The 19314-nt window shown below is 52.2% G+C and carries 21 protein-coding genes; 15 read left to right on the forward strand and 6 right to left on the reverse strand.

Annotation, left to right across the window (positions count from 1 at the left end):
• The first annotated feature begins 2 nt into the window (after positions 1 to 2).
• The 3 genes from AC2UZI_RS09730 to AC2UZI_RS09740 all read left to right on the forward strand — a co-directional run bounded on the left by AC2UZI_RS09730 (position 3) and on the right by AC2UZI_RS09740 (position 2357).
• Entirely contained in the window at positions 3 to 1658 is a 1656-nt protein-coding gene (locus AC2UZI_RS09730) for a methyltransferase regulatory domain-containing protein (RefSeq protein ID WP_486943604.1), read from the forward strand.
• Between the two features lie 109 nt (positions 1659 to 1767).
• Positions 1768 to 1950 (forward strand): type II toxin-antitoxin system HicA family toxin, encoded by a 183-nt coding sequence (locus tag AC2UZI_RS09735; RefSeq protein ID WP_486943752.1) that lies wholly within the window; start codon positions 1768 to 1770, stop codon positions 1948 to 1950.
• 26 nt (positions 1951 to 1976) lie between these two features.
• Complete coding sequence (locus AC2UZI_RS09740; RefSeq protein WP_486943605.1) at positions 1977 to 2357, forward strand: type II toxin-antitoxin system HicB family antitoxin; 381 nt, start codon at positions 1977 to 1979, stop codon at positions 2355 to 2357.
• Between the two features lie 35 nt (positions 2358 to 2392).
• Here AC2UZI_RS09740 and AC2UZI_RS09745 read toward each other — a convergent pair whose 3' ends face one another.
• The 6 genes from AC2UZI_RS09745 to AC2UZI_RS09770 all read right to left on the reverse strand — a co-directional run bounded on the left by AC2UZI_RS09745 (position 2393) and on the right by AC2UZI_RS09770 (position 8845).
• Complete coding sequence (locus AC2UZI_RS09745; protein ID WP_486943606.1) at positions 2393 to 2644, reverse strand: type II toxin-antitoxin system prevent-host-death family antitoxin; 252 nt, start codon at positions 2642 to 2644, stop codon at positions 2393 to 2395.
• Positions 2645 to 2856: 212 nt separating this feature from the next.
• Positions 2857 to 3375 (reverse strand): Csu type fimbrial protein, encoded by a 519-nt coding sequence (locus AC2UZI_RS09750; RefSeq protein WP_486943607.1) that lies wholly within the window; start codon positions 3373 to 3375, stop codon positions 2857 to 2859.
• Between the two features lie 87 nt (positions 3376 to 3462).
• On the reverse strand, positions 3463 to 4467 hold the full coding sequence (locus tag AC2UZI_RS09755; protein ID WP_486943608.1) for a Csu type fimbrial protein: 1005 nt from the start codon (positions 4465 to 4467) through the stop codon (positions 3463 to 3465).
• Positions 4468 to 4511: 44 nt separating this feature from the next.
• Entirely contained in the window at positions 4512 to 6899 is a 2388-nt protein-coding gene (locus tag AC2UZI_RS09760) for a fimbria/pilus outer membrane usher protein (protein ID WP_486943609.1), read from the reverse strand.
• Positions 6896 to 7792 (reverse strand): fimbrial biogenesis chaperone, encoded by an 897-nt coding sequence (locus AC2UZI_RS09765; RefSeq protein WP_486943610.1) that lies wholly within the window; start codon positions 7790 to 7792, stop codon positions 6896 to 6898. The genes AC2UZI_RS09760 and AC2UZI_RS09765 overlap by 4 nt, the downstream gene beginning before the upstream one ends.
• 294 nt (positions 7793 to 8086) lie before the next feature.
• Positions 8087 to 8845: an RNA polymerase sigma factor FliA gene (locus AC2UZI_RS09770; RefSeq protein WP_486943611.1), complete on the reverse strand. Its 759-nt coding sequence runs from the start codon at positions 8843 to 8845 to the stop codon at positions 8087 to 8089.
• 272 nt (positions 8846 to 9117) lie between these two features.
• Here AC2UZI_RS09770 and AC2UZI_RS09775 point away from each other — a divergent pair, with 272 nt between their 5' ends.
• The 12 genes from AC2UZI_RS09775 to fliJ all read left to right on the forward strand — a co-directional run bounded on the left by AC2UZI_RS09775 (position 9118) and on the right by fliJ (position 19310).
• Complete coding sequence (locus AC2UZI_RS09775; protein WP_486943612.1) at positions 9118 to 9543, forward strand: flagellar protein FlaG; 426 nt, start codon at positions 9118 to 9120, stop codon at positions 9541 to 9543.
• A gap of 100 nt (positions 9544 to 9643) precedes the next feature.
• The gene (fliD, locus tag AC2UZI_RS09780) at positions 9644 to 11041 is read left to right on the forward strand and encodes a flagellar filament capping protein FliD (protein ID WP_486943613.1); all 1398 of its coding nucleotides are present in this window, start codon (positions 9644 to 9646) and stop codon (positions 11039 to 11041) included.
• A gap of 15 nt (positions 11042 to 11056) precedes the next feature.
• A complete protein-coding gene (gene fliS, locus AC2UZI_RS09785; RefSeq protein WP_486943614.1) occupies positions 11057 to 11491 on the forward strand; it encodes a flagellar export chaperone FliS in 435 nt (144 codons plus the stop codon).
• A complete protein-coding gene (locus tag AC2UZI_RS09790; protein WP_486943615.1) occupies positions 11488 to 11826 on the forward strand; it encodes a flagellar protein FliT in 339 nt (112 codons plus the stop codon). Before fliS ends, AC2UZI_RS09790 begins: the two co-directional genes overlap by 4 nt.
• Positions 11823 to 13151 carry a flagellar hook-length control protein FliK gene (locus AC2UZI_RS09795; RefSeq protein WP_486943616.1) on the forward strand — a complete coding sequence of 443 codons (1329 nt, stop codon included), beginning with the start codon at positions 11823 to 11825 and terminating at the stop codon, positions 13149 to 13151. Before AC2UZI_RS09790 ends, AC2UZI_RS09795 begins: the two co-directional genes overlap by 4 nt.
• On the forward strand, positions 13144 to 13473 hold the full coding sequence (locus AC2UZI_RS09800) for an EscU/YscU/HrcU family type III secretion system export apparatus switch protein (RefSeq protein ID WP_486943617.1): 330 nt from the start codon (positions 13144 to 13146) through the stop codon (positions 13471 to 13473). The genes AC2UZI_RS09795 and AC2UZI_RS09800 overlap by 8 nt, the downstream gene beginning before the upstream one ends.
• A gap of 125 nt (positions 13474 to 13598) precedes the next feature.
• A complete protein-coding gene (gene fliE / locus AC2UZI_RS09805; RefSeq protein ID WP_486943618.1) occupies positions 13599 to 13931 on the forward strand; it encodes a flagellar hook-basal body complex protein FliE in 333 nt (110 codons plus the stop codon).
• Positions 13932 to 13964: 33 nt separating this feature from the next.
• Positions 13965 to 15641 carry a flagellar basal-body MS-ring/collar protein FliF gene (fliF, locus tag AC2UZI_RS09810; protein WP_486943619.1) on the forward strand — a complete coding sequence of 559 codons (1677 nt, stop codon included), beginning with the start codon at positions 13965 to 13967 and terminating at the stop codon, positions 15639 to 15641.
• Complete coding sequence (fliG, locus tag AC2UZI_RS09815; protein ID WP_486943620.1) at positions 15628 to 16632, forward strand: flagellar motor switch protein FliG; 1005 nt, start codon at positions 15628 to 15630, stop codon at positions 16630 to 16632. The genes fliF and fliG overlap by 14 nt, the downstream gene beginning before the upstream one ends.
• Complete coding sequence (gene fliH / locus AC2UZI_RS09820; RefSeq protein ID WP_486943621.1) at positions 16625 to 17425, forward strand: flagellar assembly protein FliH; 801 nt, start codon at positions 16625 to 16627, stop codon at positions 17423 to 17425. Before fliG ends, fliH begins: the two co-directional genes overlap by 8 nt.
• Positions 17422 to 18873 carry a flagellar protein export ATPase FliI gene (fliI, locus tag AC2UZI_RS09825; protein WP_486943622.1) on the forward strand — a complete coding sequence of 484 codons (1452 nt, stop codon included), beginning with the start codon at positions 17422 to 17424 and terminating at the stop codon, positions 18871 to 18873. The genes fliH and fliI overlap by 4 nt, the downstream gene beginning before the upstream one ends.
• A complete protein-coding gene (fliJ, locus tag AC2UZI_RS09830; RefSeq protein WP_486943623.1) occupies positions 18870 to 19310 on the forward strand; it encodes a flagellar export protein FliJ in 441 nt (146 codons plus the stop codon). The genes fliI and fliJ overlap by 4 nt, the downstream gene beginning before the upstream one ends.
• The last annotated feature ends 4 nt before the right edge of the window (positions 19311 to 19314 follow it).

Genomic DNA, 19314 nt, shown 5'->3' on the forward strand with positions numbered 1-19314 from the left:
TTTTGACGACTGACTCTCTTTCTCTTGAAGCCACTGTAGACGACGATCAGCTTGCTGGTCTTAACGAGGAGATTGGCAAAACCTACGATGAGCAGGTCTATACGTCGAATGCCTTTCCGTTTTCATCGCCGGGGCATTTGCGGGCGGCGGCGCATTTGTATGGTTTGTCGTCGGTGCCTTTAGCCAAGGCTCGCGTTTTAGAGTTGGGTTGTGCTGGGGGTGGTAATTTACTGCCTTTTGCGTTGGCTTACCCGGATGCGCAGGTGGTGGGGGTGGATTTGTCAGCGGTGCAGGTGGCTCAGGGTGTTGAGGTGACTCAAGCGCTGGGCATTGAGAACTTGCAGTTACATGCCATGAGCCTAACGGACATTACGGCCGATTTTGGGCAGTTTGATTACATAATTGCTCATGGGGTGTTTAGTTGGGTGCCGCCTGAGGTGCGCGAGGCTATGCTGCGCATTCTGCAGCAGAATCTAGCGCCCAATGGCATTGGCTACATTAGCTATAACACTTACCCCGGCTGGAAGGCGGGTGATATTGTGCGCGATGCGATGTTATTGCACAGCCACAGCGACACCACCACGGGCGATAAGTTAGCCAGCGCCAAGACCATGTTGCGGTTGTTGTCAGACGGTGTGGCCAGCAGTAATCCGCTGGCGCCCTCGTTACGGGCGGCGGTTAAGCAATTAGAAAGGCATTCTGACTATTACATCGCCCACGAGTATCTGGAGATGTTTAATAACCCCTGCTATTTGCTTGAGTTCGTTAGCATGGCGGCAGAGTACGGTTTAACCCATGTGGGCGATAGCGAGCCGCACGTAGAGTTGTCGGCAACCTACGGGCAAAATGTGCAGCTAAATCACAGCCTAATTGCCTTAGGTCAGCCGCGTGAAATGCGTCAACAGTATTTAGATTTTGCGATGGGTCGTAACTTCCGTAAAAGTGTGATGGTTCATAGCGAGCGCTCGGAACAGGTGCTGGTTAGCCCCGAGCTAGAACGTTTGGCTGATTTACGTTGGGCTGGTTTCTTTACAGAAATCAAAAAAACCGACAACGCAACCAACAATAGGTTGAGTTTTCGTAATCATAAAAACCGGGACATACACAGCAGCGATGCGGTGGTGATTAGCGTATTACGTAGCTTAAGTCAGGCGTGGCCAGCTAGTTTGAGTTTTGATTCGCTACTAGAGCAGGTACGCCCAAGTATTACTAAGGCGGACGATGATGCCGAGGCCCGTAACGCCTTATTAACGGCATTGGAAACGCTGTTTCGTATTAATGTACTGCGCTATACGCTAGAGGCCTCGCCTTATGATCAAGCGGAAAGTTCACAACCGAACGCGCCTACGCTGATTCCGGGGTTGTCGCACTTGTACCAGCAGCGTAAAGACTCAAGCTTTGGTATTGGGATGTTTAATTTGTGGCACGACACCACAAACCTTCAATTAAAAGACGCTGAAGCCTTTGTGTTGACGCACATAGACGGCAGCAACAGCCGTAAACAACTTGCTACCCTACTGCGCGATGCACTAAGCCGTGGAACCGTTCCAAACGTGGATGGTAAGTCCTTAAAAGGTCAGCGTAATTTAGATACCACAGCCGATAAAATCGTGGCTAACTTGTTAGATTTGCTGAAGCGACAGGGGTTGTTGGTTTAAAACGTCCTAGTTCTTTGCTCGATATCATTGCTTATACTGAGCCATTACCGAGGTAGACCAGAACAAACAAAAAAAGAAAGCAAAACGCTTATTCTTGATCAAAAAGGCGATACCCCGATGCTTAGTCGTCAAACGGTTAAAAGCGGATGGGTGGTATTTAGTACACGTAGTGGGCTCACATCATCAGTTCAAGCATCCCTCAAAGCTTGGAAAAGTAACAGTTCCACACCCAAAAAAAGATTTACCCCTTCTAACGCTGCGCAGTATCTTAGAACAAGCCGGTCTGACCTAGTTAGGCTTAACCATATAGGAGTCTCTATGCTCTATCCTATTTATGTACACAAGGAAGAAGATAGTGCTTATGGTGCATCTTTTCCTGACTTTCCTGGTTGCTTTACAGCCGCTGACGACTTGCAGCATTTACCTCTGGCCGCACAAGAAGCAGTAACGGCTCATTTTGAGGTTGACGATGTCCCTATCCCTGCACCGAGCTCACCTGAAGCGTGGCTGAACGACGCTAACTTTAAGGGTGGTTTCTGGTTATTGGTTGATATTGATTTGGCACGCGTACGTTCTCGTGCGGTGCGTTTGAATATTAGCTTGCCTGAGGCTCCTCTAAACGTTTTCGAAGCGCCTTACGCAAGGGTTCTTTCACACTGCCATCCAGTTCATTCCATTCAGCAAGCGCCTCAGGAATAAACTTAAGACGATACTTTGTATTACCTGCTTGCGTCTTAGATTTCCTCAAGGTCTACCTCAACAGCGGTGTCCTTAAGTGCTAAACGCTGGCGAGCAATGGCAACTAAATCCCGCTCCGATAACTCTTCTATAAGAGCCTCAAACAGTTTGGGCGTCACCATATAAAAGGCGGGTCGGTTATGGTTCAGTACAGCTACGGGCTTTTCACCTGCTGTGCGCAATACCTGCGATGGATTTTTCTTAAACTCCGACATGCTAATGGAAAAGTCAGCATAGATATTATCCATGAACAGCTCCTTTTTAAGCTACATATATAGATCTAAATATAGCTCTTTTATTGCAGTAGAGCAAGCACATCATAAGATGAGCATTGTCGCAAATGCTATGCATAACGATTACCTTCAAACAACGTGGGCAGTCTCGCTCAGCCTTTCTGGCTAAAGCGGCTGAACGAGACATGGAAGCGGCCTAAATTCTGTTAAAACATAGGCGGCTTGGCTTAATAAGTAATGGTTAGCACCACCACGTCGGTGTAGCTGCCGGCTGCTGGCAGCATTGTGCCTGCAGGGATGCGTGCAAAGATATCAATGGCTTGCATTTGCCCCGTACCTATTCCGTTGTAAAAAGTTGTGCTGTCTGTGATCGCTGTGGCGTAGGTGTTGTCGGAATATAAATCGTAGGGTAAGTAGTTGGTGGCGCCGTTTGCCATACGGCGCTGCGTTCCGTCTACGTTTTGCCCTAGGTTGGCCGACACCTCGTAGGTGGTTCCATTCGTGCAGATAATGGATAAAGCCGCCCCACCTGCTGTGGTGGTGTCGGCATCAACGGCTGCTTCTAAGCTGCTAATCGTACCGAAATCAATCAAGGCATTTCCTACACTGGCGCCTGCTGTTCCATCAAGGTGGCACGACTCTTGTATGTTGGCGCTAACCGTAAGGTTACCGGTGGCCGTTGCCGCTAGGGTTGATGTGCTGATTAAGCTGGCAGCGATGGGTAGGATGATGCGTCGTTTTATCATTATTTTCCTTTTAAGTTAAGCTAAGTCGGAGTGTTGACCTGATGTAAACCGCATCATCGGGTTCTCCTAGGTTGTGCACGGTTGTGCTTAATAAGACACGGTGACAATAACCGTGTCGGTGTAAGTGCCCAGTTCGTTGGGCACAGGGGTTCCGACCGGAATGCGGCCGTATACGAGAAGGGTTTGCTCGTTGCCTGTACCGGTACGGGTTAGGCCACTGCTGTCGGTCCAAAGCTGTGTGTAAGCGCTATTCTGAAATAACTCGTACGGCAGTCGGCTACTGCCTTGTGCCATCTGCCTAAGGCCACCCGCTGCGTAGTTTCCTTGCCCAAGGTAGACGGTATAAGGCCTTCCACTGCTGCATTTAACAAGAAGCTGCCCTTCGGCAGTAATGGCCGTGTTGATCACACCGACTTGCTGGATGGTTCCAAAATCCACGGCCTGCGTGCTTAAGGTGCAGCTATCCGGCGCTTGGGCAGTTACGCTAAGGTTTTGCGTAGCGCTCGCTTGTGTGCAGTCGCTGGGGGCAACGTGTCCGGACTCCACCGTATACGTCAGCGTGAACGAGGGGGTGGCGTTGTAGCTTCCCGAAGGAAGGCCCGGTTGTGGGGCGGGAAGTCGCCCATGCACCGTAAAATTACCAGAACCACTAATAGGTTGGACTGGATAGCCACGCTCTATGGTCAAAACCTCAGAGACCATTGAAGGCCCAGCATCGGGCGGCGACAGTATGTGCGTACGCCCCGAATCCGCGTAAAGGTTGTAAGCCAAATCATCAGGGGTGGGCGGGTTGGGCATGTACGGCGGCCACCACGAGCCGTTGTCCATATGACGCCATGGGTTGTACCCTGTGGCTTCGTCATTCATGTACAGGCACACCCTGAAGGTGACGCGCTCTTCGTTAAAGAGATACGAAAAACTGAAGGTGCATCGAAAGCCCACGTCATGCGTGGTATCCACGTGATGATCCGGGTCTAAGGTGCCCAAATTCAACGTACCACCCGAAAGATTGCACGACGCGCCGCCCCACCACTGCCCCCCTTGCTGCGCCAGAGCATGGTGACTAAAGCAAAGGCTAGCAATACTAAACAATAGTACAAACAACCCCTTTTTAAGGGATCTATGTCGGTGTAGGCTTAAAGGCATGTCAACGGACCAATTTGTGGTTGAACAATGGTGTTAGGGTCATAACGAAAATCAGCGCTGCAGCTTCCCTGCACACCCAGATCGATCTGCAAGCGGTTGTGTTCGTGTAAATCACGTAAATAAACCTGCCCCTCGTACCCCATTACCGAGCTTTCGCCCCCTTCAAGCTTTACGAGGTGACCGGGGCGGATGGGTTCTCCGTGCTTGTCGTGCATAACCAGCACCGCGCCGTGTACGGCTCTGGCCCCAAAGTCAATGACCCTGCCCTGCCTGTACCCAACAGCCACCGCTTGTTCCGTGGCTTGGGGCTCCCAACCGTCGGGAAGCGTAGAAGGGTCAATGCGCACATGTTGTTCGGTATAGGGGCGCAGCTTGGGTAATAAGGCACGCCCGTTACGGTCGGTGCGTCCCATTTTTACGCCGCCTTGTAACAGCTCTACATTCGGGCCAGCGTTGGTAACGATAGCGTAGGCGTCCCCCACTTGATTAGCGGCGAACACGCCCCCGCCTGCTGCCACCAACGCCCCTAAGGCTTGAAGTTCAGTACGCGTAGAATGCCCCGAGTGATGTAGGCTTGCCCCCACTAAAGCATGGCGCGCCCGATGGCTAAGGTAAGCACTGCGATAATCACTGCCTTGGGGGGCAAAGGTATTCACCACACCCCAACTGGTATCGCCCTGACGCTGCCCCATGGCGCTAGCCACTTGCTGTGTATAGCGCGAGCGCCCGTTGTCACGGCTAAGACTGCTTGACGCATTGAGCTTATCTAGCACAAGGTTCAACGACACGAAAACGCCGCGGTTATGACGACGATCGATGTCTGTGTAGGCATTGGCGTGTAGGCTTAAGCGCGGGCTTAATCCATAGGAAAACGACAAACTGCCCATGCGTGTTTGTCCGTGCACATAGCGGATTCGGTGGTAATTTACATTGAACGACGTGCGTCTAAACGCACTAATGCCTACCCCAAGCCGGTCGATGGCGCCGGCTTGTGCGGTTCGGTGAAGCCAAGCATCGATATCAGGGCCTACGCCTTGGGTACGACGCTTTTGCACCATGCGATGCCCAGAGACGCGAGCCAGATTAAAGTAATCACCATAATGTCGGTCTGTACTGCCATACACGCGTAAACTTTTGGCTTGGCCTTCTATACCCAGCCTTAGTTGGGTACCACGATAAGCTTGGTAGCGGCTGGTGGATACGGCTGCATTGAACACGCCACGCCCCATTAACCCTTGTGCCAACCCCACCCCAGCATTAAACAGGCCATCGCTTGAGCCTTCTGCACGCGCCTCAAGAGTGGTGAGGTGGGTCAAGCCATGACGCCACGATCCGGTGGCAAAAACAGCAGAGTCGTAATCGTCTGAGTTCAACCCATAGTTCAAGCGCGGTAGGCCCACATCCACCGAAAACTGTGTCAGGGCAGGACGCAATAAACGCGCACTGTAGTAATACGGTTGGGTTAACGTGGTTTGTCGTCCCAACGCATCGGTGGTGACCAGCGTGACTTCATTGCCCGACACAAAGGGTAAAGAACGTAAGGCAAAAGGCCCCGACGGAATATCGCCCGAATAAATACGTTGCTGGTTAACGTAAAGGTCTAATGTCGAAGGCAGAGCGGCGGAACCCGAAAACTGCGGTAACGCTGTGGTGACAATATCCGGGCGCTGATCAAAAGCACTGGCCCACTGAAAACCAGCCAAACGCACGCTAGCACCCCACGACACCGCGTTACTGACAAAATCGCCCAACACATAAGACCGCACCGAGACCGGATCAATATACTGCCATCGGCTTTCTAAGCGCACAGCGTTATCGTAGCCATACTGGGCTTTGGTGCTGTTGTACATCACCGTGTTAGAAACAATGCCGAAGCGCCCGGTGAACAATAATTCGGCATTGCCCGCTACGGTGTTTTTCCCTGACTGGTGCGTGTGATAAAGCCCGTAATTCAGTACTGCAGCAGGAATGGCATGAAGTTGATGCAACGGGTTTGAGCGACGCTGCCCGTATAAATCGATGCTATAGGGCTCAAGCAAGCTATCTGGCACCTGTAATGCCAAGGCTTGGTTGGCCTCGTCATACCGTAGGGTCACACCGGGTAAATCTTGCAGAGCTACCATCGCGTCAGCAGCGTAGCCGGCATCCAAACACAGGCGCAAACGTCGTAAATCAGCCGCGCTAGCACTGAACTTGCCACTGCGAGCACGCTGCACATCCAGTAATTCGGCCGTGCGCGTCCCGTTAAGACTGACTTCAAGCACCATGGGTACGGTTTCGGCGGTTAGCGAACTTAAGGGTTGCGCCGACAACTTCGCACCACCCACTACACAAGCCATACTGGCAACGGAATACAGCACGTGGCATCGCCAGCTCATTGGCGCACCGGCACAGGCAAGGTGTGCTCGATGTCCAAACGGCCGTCGCGCCCGCTTAAACGTAGCGTTTGCTGATCAGCCAGCTGGCTTAATGCAGGGTCGTGTAGGTGGAAAACCTTGCGTGCACCGGGCAGCACATAGCCGTTAAGGCCATTACCGAAACCTAAGGCGTCGCCAGAAGGCAGGTGCGCGGTCAAGCCGATAATCTTGGCGTGGCGTTCGCCTTGGTTATGGACTTCGGCATGCAAGCCATCGGCATCGCGCCAAAGCTGCCAATGTAAACTGGCCATGGCCTTGCCACCGGAGAAGAAAACCGGCAACGACGTACGTAACACCACGGACACCCCTTGATTTAAGGTGCGTGGGTCATCTGCTTGGGGCAGCTCGTCGATCAGTACGCGGTAACTTAGCGCTGAGGGCGAGGCCAAATCACGACGGGCGACCCTAACGGTATAGGAAGTCCCCGCGGGTACCGTGGCGGCAGGAGGGCTAACCACCAGATCGGTCGCGGGGGTCAAAAGCTCTTCGTTATTGACCTGAGACCACGCAAACGCGCGCAACTGCAAATTAACCGGCTCGTCTCCGGCATTGAACAACGTAATAGCACCCGCTCGCTGCGTGAGGGGCAAGTCTAGCCCCACCGGTGAAATGCGCAACGACGTGGCGTACGTGTTTTTAGGCCACCACGCCCAACAACACAATAATGCAACAACACATAAGAATTGACGGCCTTTTGACCTTAAAGGCCAATGCCAAGGCAACGGCTTGGCAGCGCCTGCCGTCAACACGTTAAACTTCAACCGCTTTCGCGTACAGACATTCGCACTACGTATAAACCCAGTTCCACGGATGTAACCTATGCAGGTATGCACCACACTTCCCCCTCGATTCACGTTATGGCGTTCGGCTACCCAAAACCCCGTACCCGAGCGCTGATTATGCTGACTAGTACTACTCGCTTGAGCCGGCTAAACAACATCGCCGGCCCGTTTCAATTAAACATATTTTGTTACATAGACAACGACATTATTACGTTCGTGTTATTGATGTCAACGCGTAAACCGCGAATATGGATTATGAGTTTTTGGTGATAATTGTAAAAATAATTACTGTAATACTTATTTAAATTATTGATTTATAAGTAATTATTTGATTTTCCCTATAAGACAGAATGATAACACTCTGCCCTACAACAACACGTGTTCTGCCAGCTCGTCGGGGCGACTTTGCCAGTCAGAGCTGGCCAAGCTGGCCCGTATTCTGGCGATGGCTTGTGAACGAAGCTGGGACACGCGGCCTTCGGTTACCTCTAACACAGCGGCAATTTCTTTTTGGTTAAGGTCTTGCTCGAATTGCAGTGATAACAAGAGTTTTTCTCGGTCGGGCAAGGTATCGATGGCGTTAATCAGTACAGAGCGCAACTCGCCCGACAACATATGATTAACGGGGTTGTCGTGGTAACTGGATGCTTCACTACTGTTTAAGAATTCAAGCGCGTCGCTTTCCCCTTCGTTACGTCGCGATAAATCTTCGTAGTGCACCACTTGCACACCGCTGGCGTCATCCAGTAGCTGATGATAATCGTCCATGCTAAGTTCTAGCTCGGCTGCGATTTCAACTTCGGTGGGTTCACGCATCAGGCGCTGACGCAAGGTATGCAGTGCGGTTTCGATATTTCGAGCTTTGGTGCGTACGCTGCGCGGCAGCCAGTCTTGACTGCGTAATTCGTCGACCATCGCCCCGCGTATGCGTGTAACGGCGTAGGTTTCAAACTGGGCCTCGGCCATGATTTGATAGCGTCTGATGGCATCAAGCAGCCCCATCATGCCCGCCTGAATTAGGTCGTCGATTTCGACACTAGAGGGCAAGCGAGACCCTAGCTGCAGTGCCTGGCGACGAACCAGCGGAGCATATTGCTCGACCAGAGAGTCTTCAGAACTGAACATGGCACGTAATCCGGCAATTTATAGAAATAGGCCTTTATTCTCGCTCGTACTCGCACAAGGTGTTCGGTGGATTAATAAAGAGAATCACAGCCTATTCCGGCCATTGCCCTAAAAACGCGTCAAAACCTACGTGTTTACACTGATTTTTTTATGTGTCTGAGGGCCTAAAGAAGCGTTTCATGCCGCCGTTAACAGCAGTATGTAATAGATGGATGCATTGAATCACTCTGGCTACGCATCCGCTACCTACTCTCGTTTCCGGAGCCCACGCCATGATCGATCCACTTGTTGCGCACTCTCATATCAACCCGCTGTCTAGCACCGTGGCAACTGATACCGATGACAACGCCGTGCAAAACTTGAATGCGGCGACCACTGTCACGCGCGCAGAAAAAACACAAAACGCTGAACAAGAAACCACAACGGCTAACCGCCCCAAAGGGCAAGCAGCGGCTTACGAGAACAACGAGCAAGAAAGTAGCTCGCTTGATAAAGCCCTAGAGCAGCTAAATAGCTCGATGCAGCCGTGGGCAACAGGCTTACGCTTTGATGTAGACCCCGACACCCAGCGCATTGTATTGACCTTGGTCGATAACGAATCAGGCGATGTCATCCGTACGGTGCCCTCTGAAGCGGTGTTAGCGGTAGCCAAAATGATCACACAGTTTCAAGGCAATGGCATTAACACCAAAGCCTAATGCCATCGATAAGTAACAAGCTACAGCACTTTATATAGCTTAACGGGCGCTTTGTTTCGACGAGGCTTAGGGCAAAATACTGCTTAAGGAGTAAATTAAAATGGCGATATCATCAATTGGAGTTGGCTCAGGCCTTCCGCTCGACGAGTTGTTAGCTGACCTTAGAAAGGCAGAGAACAGTTCCTTAGTGCTTATTCAAAACAAGCAAATCGAAGCCGAGCATCGCCTGTCGGGTTACAGCAGGTTGAAAAGCGCCATTGATGCCTTACAAACGGCATCCAAAACCTTAGGCAACACTGACACCTACGGCGCATTAAAAGCCAGCTCGTCTCACGAATCAGTGCGCGTATCGGCCGACAACACCGCCATTGCGGGCAGCTACGATGTCAACGTTACGCAATTGGCCACAAAGCACCGTTTAACCTTTGCAGCGCAAGCCAGTCGCACCGAACCCAATAGCAGCGTCGAAGGCGGCACGCTACGCATCACACTTGCCAACGACGAGCATCACGAGGTTAGCCTTGAAGGTTTCTCGAACTCGTTAGAAGGCATGGTCAAAGCCATTAATAGCGATGCTAAATTAGGCGTTAGTGCCACCTTGGTTAACACGGGCGTCCCCGATAACCCGCACCGCTTGATGATTACCGCTAACGACACCGGCGTTGACGCTTCCGTTAAAAGCATTGAAGTGCTGGACAATGCCGAGCTTAATGATTTTTTTGGCTTTGACGCGGCCACGCCAGACGCCGGCAACTTTAGCCAAACCGAAGCTGAAAACGCCTTACTGAAAATTAATGGCATCGACATTACCAGTCAAAGCAATACGGTCGAAGATGCTATCGAAGGCGTTACCCTAACCCTTAACAAGATTAGTGAAGACAACGCGGCAACGATCAATATTGTGCGCGACGACAGCGCTGCCTCGGGCGCCATTAAAGGTTTTGTGGATGCCTATAACGCCTTACACAATACGCTGAAATCGCTGACCAGCTACAACATGGAAACCCAACAAGCTAGCGCGTTAACGGGCGACTCGTTAGCCCGTCGTGTGCAGTCGCACGTGCGTGAAGCCTTAAATGTTTTTAGCACCGAAGGCGATATCCGTAACCTAAGCCAGTTGGGCATCACTACCAACCACGTCGACGGCACTCTTACCCTTGACAACGAAAAGCTTAGCGCTGCACTTAAAGACAATTTAGGCGATGTCACCAAACTATTAACAGGTGAACAAGGCCTAAGCCAGCGCATGGTAAACACCACCACGCAATACCTGGAAAAAGACGGCTTTATTGATAACGTCAACGCGAGCATTAACGCCAATATCAAACAATTGGACGAACAAATGATCCGCGCCCAAGAGCGCATTGATTTAAAAATGGATAACTATCGCCGCCAGTTCACCCAACTTGATGTCATGGTGAACCAAATGAACGGGATCAGCTCTTATTTAACTCAACAATTGTCCATGCTTGCCAACATGAACAATAACCAATCGTAATACCACTGTACTGCCATGACGTACTCAGCCCCCCGACGCGGCTCCAGACTACAGTCTGCACAAACTTACGCTAACGTAGGTTTAGAAACCGAAGTGCTTAGTGCTAGCCCCGAGCACCTGATCACCTTGCTTTACAACGGTGCTCGCGCCGCCATTATGCAAGCCAGATTGCACTTAAAACAAGGCAATGTGGCCCAACGCGGCATGGCCATCTCTAAGGCCATCGACATTGTCGACTCTGGCTTAAAGGCGTCGGTTAGTGTTGAACAAGGTGGCGAACTCGCCAACAACCTAATTGCTACCTACGACGTCATCCTGCATAATTTATTACGTGCCAACGTACATGCCGATGACGAACGGCTAGGTTTAGCCGAGCAGCTACTAACGGAGTTAAGCCAAGCCTGGACCACTTCCGTAGACACCCAACGAGCGCAGGCGCATTCATCATGAGCACTACTACCCCCACGCTGTTGCAACATTACGAGGCCATTGCCCACATCACGCGCACCATGCTTGAGTGCGCAAAAGTCAATGAATGGGACGATGTTGTGGCCCTAAGCGAGCGTTACGTCGAAGCGGTTGATCGCTTACGTACGCTAGATGCCATCAGTGTTAGCGATCGCGCCGCGCGCAGGCAACTGCTTAGCCAAATCTTAGAAGACGACGCACAAATTCGTCATTTGGCGATGCCCGAACTGAATCGTCTAAATATGCTGTTGGGCAACATGAAGCGCCAGCAGGATGTGTTGCAGGCTTACTGTACACCCAATGTTAATCTGGCATGAGTATCGGTGGGCCTTCCCCCCTAGGGACGCTGCTTATACAGCGTTTAGATGCAGCCTTAGGTAATACGGTAGGCCAGCAGACCAATATCGTGACGGGGGCCCGGGCTGATGCGGTTAGTCAAAGCCCACAACCCGAGCGCAATCAGCCCATACATAACTCTACCGTCAGAGACCAGCGTGAAGTTGTGGATCAGGCAACACGCCATGGTCAACAGCCACAAAGCCATGTACGTCAAGGCGTTCATCTTGATAATCGTCAAGCCGCGATCGAGGCTTTATTACGGCACACCAACAGTAGCGCCACCCAATCAGCCCCTACTACATTGGGTCGTGCCGCTCGCGTTATTTTGGATATTATCGAGCGCTTTCCTGATGGTTCTCAACCGGTAGAAGGTCGCCGCCCTATTGGCGATCAACCCACCTTACAGCGGTTATTACAGGCGGCACTGGGGCATCAGGCACAACAGGCCGGTGGCCGAACGCCACAAGCGTCCAATACAGCCCAATCAGGTGTGGCGCAAAGCAGCACAGCGACGGCAGCGAGCGCGTCAGCATCCGGTAGCGCTTCTGCCACTGCTGCTATGGCTCACCTTGGCACCACGGGTACAGGAACCGTTGCCGCCCAAGGCACAAGTTTGATACAGCAAGGCGCCTTAGATCAACTGGTGCAGTATTTAACTCAGGGTTTACGTAGTACCGTGCAACAAAGCGGTATGTTTTACGAAGCGCAATTGGCTCAGTTTGCTTTTGGTAAAGGCAACGCCGCATCATTGCAGCAACAGCCCCAAAATGCACCAACCACGGCACAACAAACACCCACCTCCCCTAACACTGGAGATGCGCGAGCCGCTGGCAATACCTCTAACACAAGCCAAGGCGCCCCAACCTCATCGTCGTCGTCCTTAGCAACGGCCTTAGCCCCCGATTCCGCCCACCAAGGCATTATCCGGCAACAGCTTGAGGTATTAGCCACGCAACAATTTACCTGGCGGGGCGAAGCGTGGGCCAATACGCCCGTTGAATGGCGTGTCGAACGCGAGCAAGAATACGAGGGCTCGGCTAACCATAAGCAAACCGTCAATAGCGAACGCTGGAACAGCAAGCTTGTTATGCAATTGGCCAGTTTGGGTGACATCGAGTTCGAGATTAGCTTGCACCAAAATCAGGTGTCGTTGCGCATTAACGCAAATGAGGCTGCCTCATCCTTGCGCCCCCACCTGCAAGACCTAAACGACCGTTTAGGCACGCATGGCCTTCATATTCAGCACCTATCACTCAATACGCAGCGCAAGCTAGCCGACGATATCGAGCCTAGCCATGAGTGATCAAAACACCTTTAACCCACCGCGTCGACCCAGTGCCGTAGCGCTACGCTATGAAGCCACCGATCCCGCCCCGAAAGTGGTGGCCAAGGGTTATGGCAACATTGCCGAAACCATTATTCGTACAGCACGCGAACACGATTTACACGTGCACGAATCGCGCGAATTGGTCAGCCTACTGATGCAGGTCGATCTTGATCAGCACATCCCTCCCGAGCTGTATCTGGTAGTAGCCGAGCTTTTAGCGTGGGTGTATCGCATTGATGCTCAAAACCACGAACCACAAGGCTTTGGCGACGCCCACCCTACAGAAAAAAATCAATAACCCTTGAAAAGCGCGTGTTTTTGGCGATAGATACACGCCTTACATTTCGTTATTCGCAGGTACAGTTGCATGTGTAATCGGCCTGCTGTTTGCTAGCCGTACATCCTGTTTTGGGCTACGAATTAATGTCTACTCCATCGCTTTCAAGTATTGAATCTGTTTTATCGCAACTGCGCGCGGTTAGCGCGAGTGCTGCGGGGCAGCCTAAACAAGCTGCTGCCGACGTACACGATAACGGTGGCTTTGCGGCCGAGCTCTCTCGTTCTCTGCAGCGTTTATCCGCCACACAAAATCAGGCATACCAACAAGCGCAAGCTTTCGAAGCGGGTGCGCCCGATATCGCGCTTAACGATGTCATGATCGATTTGCAAAAAGCCAATATTGCTTTTCAAACCTCGGTTCAAGTTCGAAACCGTTTAGTGGCAGCCTATCAAGAAATTGCCAGCATGCCGGTTTAATCCGCCACTTAATTCTTTGCAACGAGATACTCCGTGAGTCAGGCCGCTCAGCTATTTTCCCGGGTTCCCGGTTTCGATAAAATTCAAAACCTTGCCCGCCCTGTGCAGTTAGGTCTTGCCGCCGCTGCGGTGGCTTTGGTTGTGGTGGCAGCCATGTGGTCCAAAGGCCCCACCTACACCGTGCTTTTCTCTAACCTTGATGACCGCGATGGCGGCACCATTGTTAGCACCTTAGCCCAGCAAAATATTCCCTACCAGTTCTCTGAGAACGGTAGCGCTATTTTGGTGCCCAAAGAGTCCGTACACGAAGTGCGTATGCAACTGGCGGCCCAAGGTTTACCACGTGGCGGCAATGTGGGCTTTGAACTGATCGATCAGGCCCGTTTTGGTGCCAGTCAATTTACCGAACAGGTTACGTATCAGCGCGCCCTCGAAGGCGAGCTAGCCAACTCAATCAGTGCTGTACACGCGGTACAAGAAGCGCGGGTGCATTTAGCCCTACCCCGTGAAAGCTTATTCGTGCGTGATCGCCAAGAACGCACCGCTTCCGTACTGGTTACCCTGCACTCTGGCCGCAGCTTATCTGAAAGCCAAGTGTCGGCGATTACGTGGTTGGTGTCTTCCAGCGTACCTAACTTGAACGCCGAGAACGTATCGGTAGTGGATCAAAACGGTAAGCTGTTGACCATGCCTTCTGGCGAGATGGGGTCCGACTCCCTACAACGCAACTTTGTAAACGACATCGAGCACCGCTCGGTGCAACGTATTTTGACGCTACTGAACCCCATACTGGGTGCGGGGAATGTGCGCGCCCAAGTTACCGCAGACGTTGATTTTTCTCGTCGTGAACAAACGTCTGAAGTCTACCGCCCTAATCAACGCCCCGGCGAAGCGGCCATACGCAGTGAACAAAGCAGTACCTCAATTAACAACAACAGCAATCCGGCTCAAGGCGTACCCGGGGCCCTAACCAACCAGCCCCCTGCTAACGCGGTGGCACCCATTGCCGTACCCAACCCGGACGAGAACGACGAAAACGCCGACGCTAATCCCGATGCCCAGCCTAATTTAATCAATCAACTGAACACGCAAGCCAATGCCGTATCAGCGACCGGAAATGCGCGTAGCGATGTCACCACCAACTATGAAGTGGATCGCACCATTAGCCACGTCAAAGGCCCCTTGGGCGAGTTAAAACGTCTGTCGGTCGCCGTGGTTGTGAATTATCGCCAAGAAGATAAAGACGAGTTCATCGCCATTGACGAAACTGAGCTTGCCAACATTCGCGACCTAGTCATGCAGGCGGTGGGGTATTCAAACGAGCGTGGCGACACCATTAGCGTGGTGAACAGTAAGTTCAGTGATATTCCAGACAATTCCGTCCCGTTCTGGAAAAACAATGACTACATCGAGCTAGCCATGAATCTTCTTAAATACTTATTGATTGCTGTGCTGTTCTTTGTGTTCTGGCGCATTGTGGTCAACCCAATTATTCAAGGCATGATTCAGGCCTCTAACGAAGCCGAAGCCCGTCGCGAAGCCAACGCCCGCGACGAGCAGCGCCAACAGGTCGCCAAACAACAAGCCAACGACATTAATCGCTATGAAGAAAACCTGAAAACCGCTCGCGCTATGGCTGAAAAAGACCCCCGCGCTGTGGCCATGGTACTTCGTGGTTGGATGAGTAAATCAAACGATGAAAAGCGCTGATAACACCATTGAACAAGGCGCCATTTTAATGATGGCTATAGGCGAAGACGCCGCCGCCGAGGTTTTTAAACACTTGAACCCTAAAGAAGTTCAAGAAGTGGGCATGGCCATGGCTGAGCTTCGGCAGTTGACGCGTGCCGACATGGACCAAGTGCTTGAAAATTTTCGCCAAGAAGCCGACCAATTCATGGCGGTAACGCTGGACTCTAACGAGTACATACGCTCGGTGCTTAACAAAGCGTTGGGCACCGATCGCGCTGCAGGGCTTATTGAAGACATTCTGGATGCCGGTGATGGCACCAGCAGCGGTATTGACGCCTTGAACTGGCTTGATGCCAGCAGCGTCGCCGAGCTTATCAGCGACGAGCATCCGCAAATTATTGCCACCATTCTGGTTCACCTAGAACGTGATCGCGCTGCCGACATCCTCACCCAGCTGCCCGAACGCTTGCGCGACGACGTGGTGCTACGTATTGCCACCTTTGGTGGTGTGCAGCCTAATGCGCTTCACGAGCTAACCGAAGTGCTGAACAACATGCTGTCAGGTCAAGGGGCCAAACGCAGCAAAATGGGTGGTACGCGTACTGCTGCCGAAATCCTTAACTACCTTAGCGCCGCCGACGAAGAATCCATCGTTAATAGCTTACGCAGTACCGACAGCGATCTTACCGCCCGCATTGTTGAAGAAATGTTCGTCTTCGACAACATGGTCGACATCGAAGACTCTTCCATTCAGTTGGTGCTTAAAGAAATCGATACGTCGTCACTGACTATTGCACTGAAAGGGGCGGCTGACGACCTGCGCGAGAAGTTCTTTAAAAACATGTCCAACCGCGCGGCCGATATGCTGCGCGAAGATATCGACGCCCAAGGGCCGGTTCGTATGTCGAAGGTAGAAGAAGAACAAAAAGCCATCGTGGAAGTGGCTCGCCGACTTGCCGAGTCTGGTCAAATTACCCTCAGCGGTTTAGGGGGTGACGAGTATGTCTAGCACTAAATTTGATGGGCCGTCTCCGTATGCGCAGTCTCAGTGGGAACGCTGGGAGATGCAGCCTTTCGAATTGCCAACGCTAGACCACAACCTTGTTGACCCTACCCCTGAACCCGAAGAAACCTTACCCGATGCCGCCAGTATCTTGGCTGAAGTGCAGCGCGCAAAACAAGCTGCCATAAAAAAGGGCTATGACGAGGGCTATGCAAAAGGCCACGCCGAAGGCGTAAAAAAAGGCACTACCGAGGGCCACGCTCAAGGCCTGAAAACGGGTTTGAGCGAAGGCCATGAAAAGGGACTGCGCGAGGGTCACGCTGAAGGTGCCGTTCAAGCGCAACACGAAGCCGAGCGTCTGGCGCAACTGGTTAGCGCGTCGCAATCAACCCTCGAACGTTTAAACGAAGACATGGGTCAAGCCATGTTGACCTTAGCCGTTAGGGTGGCCAATCACGTATTACAAACCACCCTTAAAGAGCAGCCCGAACGCATTCTGGATCTTATTCAACAGTTATTGCACGTTGACCCCGATGGCAAAAACCCACTGACCTTATATTTAAACCCTGTTGATCATCAACTGGTTTCAAACTACCTAAAAGATAACGAAAACACCCAGCACTGGCGCATTATCGAAGACGCCAACATTAGTGCGGGTGGTTGCAAGGCGCGAACAGCCCTTGGCGACATTGACGCCACGCTGGAAACGCGATGGCGCCGCGCCATTAGCTCATTAGCGTTAGGAACTGATCTCAGCCATCTACACCTAGACCTCGATAATCAGGCAGAGGCGCCATGAGCACTAACGCCGCGGTCAATGCCTCCCAACAATGGCTTGCGCAGCTAGACAGCGCAGCCTTACGCGTACAAGCCAGTGAACCACTGGTGTACAGCGGACGCATTATCCGCGCCACAGGTTTGGTGTTAGAAGCTACGGGCTTACGTTTGCCTGTGGGGGCCGCTTGCCGCATTGAAGTCTCTGCCTCACAAAACCGCTGGGCGGATGCCGAAGTCGTTGGTTTTGAAGGGAGCAAGCTCTACCTGATGCCCCAAAGTGAAACCACGGGCTTAGGCCCCGGTGCCCGAGTGTTTGCGGTTGAAGCCAGTTACGACGAGCCCGTCGCACTTGACCCTCAGGCCAAGGTGAATCACCCTGCCCCACCTAACCTTTCTCATCACCTGCCTGTGGGTCATCACCTACTGGGCCGGGTCGTGGATGCTGCCGGTAGGCCACTGGATGGCTTAGGTGATTTACCACAAGCCTATACCGCCAGTTTAAACACCCCTTTGATTAATCCCTTAGCGCGCGCCCCCATCGACACGGCGCTGGATGTGGGTGTGCGCGCCATTAATGGCTTGCTTACCGTCGGGCGCGGTCAACGCATGGGGCTTTTTGCTGGCTCAGGGGTGGGTAAAAGTGTGCTGCTCGGCATGATGGCACGCTACACCCAAGCCGACGTCATTGTGGTTGGGCTCATTGGCGAGCGTGGACGTGAAGTCAAAGAATTTATTGAGCATAACTTAGGGGTCGACGGACTGGCTCGCTCAGTGGTGGTCGCTGCGCCGGCCGATGTGTCGCCTTTGCTTCGACTGCAAGGCGCTGTGTATGCCACGCGTTTAGCCGAGTTCTTCAGGGATCAGGGCTTACATGTGCTGCTTATTATGGATTCCCTGACCCGCTATGCCATGGCTCAACGCGAAATTGCACTGGCCGTGGGTGAACCGCCTGCCACCAAAGGCTATCCGCCTTCTGTTTTTAATAAATTACCCGCCTTGGTCGAGCGCGCAGGTAATGGCGCGGTGAATAACCAGCAACAAGCCGGCTCGATTACCGCTTTTTACACGGTACTGACCGAGGGTGATGATCAGCAAGACCCTATCGCCGATTCCGCTCGCGCCATTCTTGACGGTCATATTGTGCTGTCGCGCAGTTTGGCCGAAACCGGCCATTATCCGGCCATTGATATCGAGGCCTCCATTTCTCGGGTCATGTCCGCCATTGTGCCCAAAGAACAATTTAACTCAGTGCATCGATTTAAACGCTTGATGTCCAGTTATCAGCGCAACCGCGACCTCATTGCCGTGGGTGCGTACACCAAGGGAAATGACGCCAGTATCGATGAAGCCATCGAGCGCTTTCCGTGGCTAGAGGCCTACTTACGACAAGACGTCAGTGCCCAAGTTGATTACGAACAATCCGTTGCTGAACTGCAAGCCGTGCTTAACCACAGAGAGAACCTGCCATGAAACCCTCATCGTCGTTCGATTTACTGATTGAGCTAACCACCCACCAAACCAACGAGGTGGCTCAGCAATTAAGTGTGTTAATTAACGAGCGTAATGACGCCCTGCAACAGATGGATGCATTGAACGATTACCGCTTAGATTACGCGCAACGTTTGCTCGAAGCGGGTCAAAATGGTGTTGCTATGTCGAACTACCTGAACTTCAGGCGCTTTATCAACACTTTGGATGAGGCCATTCAGCAGCAAAATAAGAGGCTAGAGTTATTGAATCAACGCGTTGCTGAACAACAGCTGGTTTGGCTTGAAGAAAAGCAACGTCTCAATGCTTACGAAACATTGCAAGACCGTAGACGCACCGCCATGGCGCTCGCAAACCGTAAACGCGAACAGCGGTTGAGTGACGAAATGTCAGCCGCGCTGTTTCTACGTGCGCACTAGCTTG

The organism is Paenalcaligenes sp. DL 463 (assembly GCF_057475185.1).

Coding starts and splice junctions, on each gene's coding strand:
- AC2UZI_RS09740 (WP_486943605.1), top strand. CDS start 1,977: ATGCTCTATCCTATTTATGTACACAAGGAAGAAGATAGTGCTTATGGT.
- AC2UZI_RS09745 (WP_486943606.1), bottom strand. CDS start 2,644: ATGGATAATATCTATGCTGACTTTTCCATTAGCATGTCGGAGTTTAAG.
- AC2UZI_RS09750 (WP_486943607.1), bottom strand. CDS start 3,375: ATGATAAAACGACGCATCATCCTACCCATCGCTGCCAGCTTAATCAGC.
- AC2UZI_RS09760 (WP_486943609.1), bottom strand. CDS start 6,899: ATGAGCTGGCGATGCCACGTGCTGTATTCCGTTGCCAGTATGGCTTGT.
- AC2UZI_RS09770 (WP_486943611.1), bottom strand. CDS start 8,845: ATGTTCAGTTCTGAAGACTCTCTGGTCGAGCAATATGCTCCGCTGGTT.
- AC2UZI_RS09775 (WP_486943612.1), top strand. CDS start 9,118: ATGATCGATCCACTTGTTGCGCACTCTCATATCAACCCGCTGTCTAGC.
- fliD (WP_486943613.1), top strand. CDS start 9,644: ATGGCGATATCATCAATTGGAGTTGGCTCAGGCCTTCCGCTCGACGAG.
- fliS (WP_486943614.1), top strand. CDS start 11,057: ATGACGTACTCAGCCCCCCGACGCGGCTCCAGACTACAGTCTGCACAA.
- AC2UZI_RS09790 (WP_486943615.1), top strand. CDS start 11,488: ATGAGCACTACTACCCCCACGCTGTTGCAACATTACGAGGCCATTGCC.
- AC2UZI_RS09795 (WP_486943616.1), top strand. CDS start 11,823: ATGAGTATCGGTGGGCCTTCCCCCCTAGGGACGCTGCTTATACAGCGT.
- AC2UZI_RS09800 (WP_486943617.1), top strand. CDS start 13,144: ATGAGTGATCAAAACACCTTTAACCCACCGCGTCGACCCAGTGCCGTA.
- fliE (WP_486943618.1), top strand. CDS start 13,599: ATGTCTACTCCATCGCTTTCAAGTATTGAATCTGTTTTATCGCAACTG.
- fliG (WP_486943620.1), top strand. CDS start 15,628: ATGAAAAGCGCTGATAACACCATTGAACAAGGCGCCATTTTAATGATG.
- fliH (WP_486943621.1), top strand. CDS start 16,625: ATGTCTAGCACTAAATTTGATGGGCCGTCTCCGTATGCGCAGTCTCAG.
- fliI (WP_486943622.1), top strand. CDS start 17,422: ATGAGCACTAACGCCGCGGTCAATGCCTCCCAACAATGGCTTGCGCAG.
- fliJ (WP_486943623.1), top strand. CDS start 18,870: ATGAAACCCTCATCGTCGTTCGATTTACTGATTGAGCTAACCACCCAC.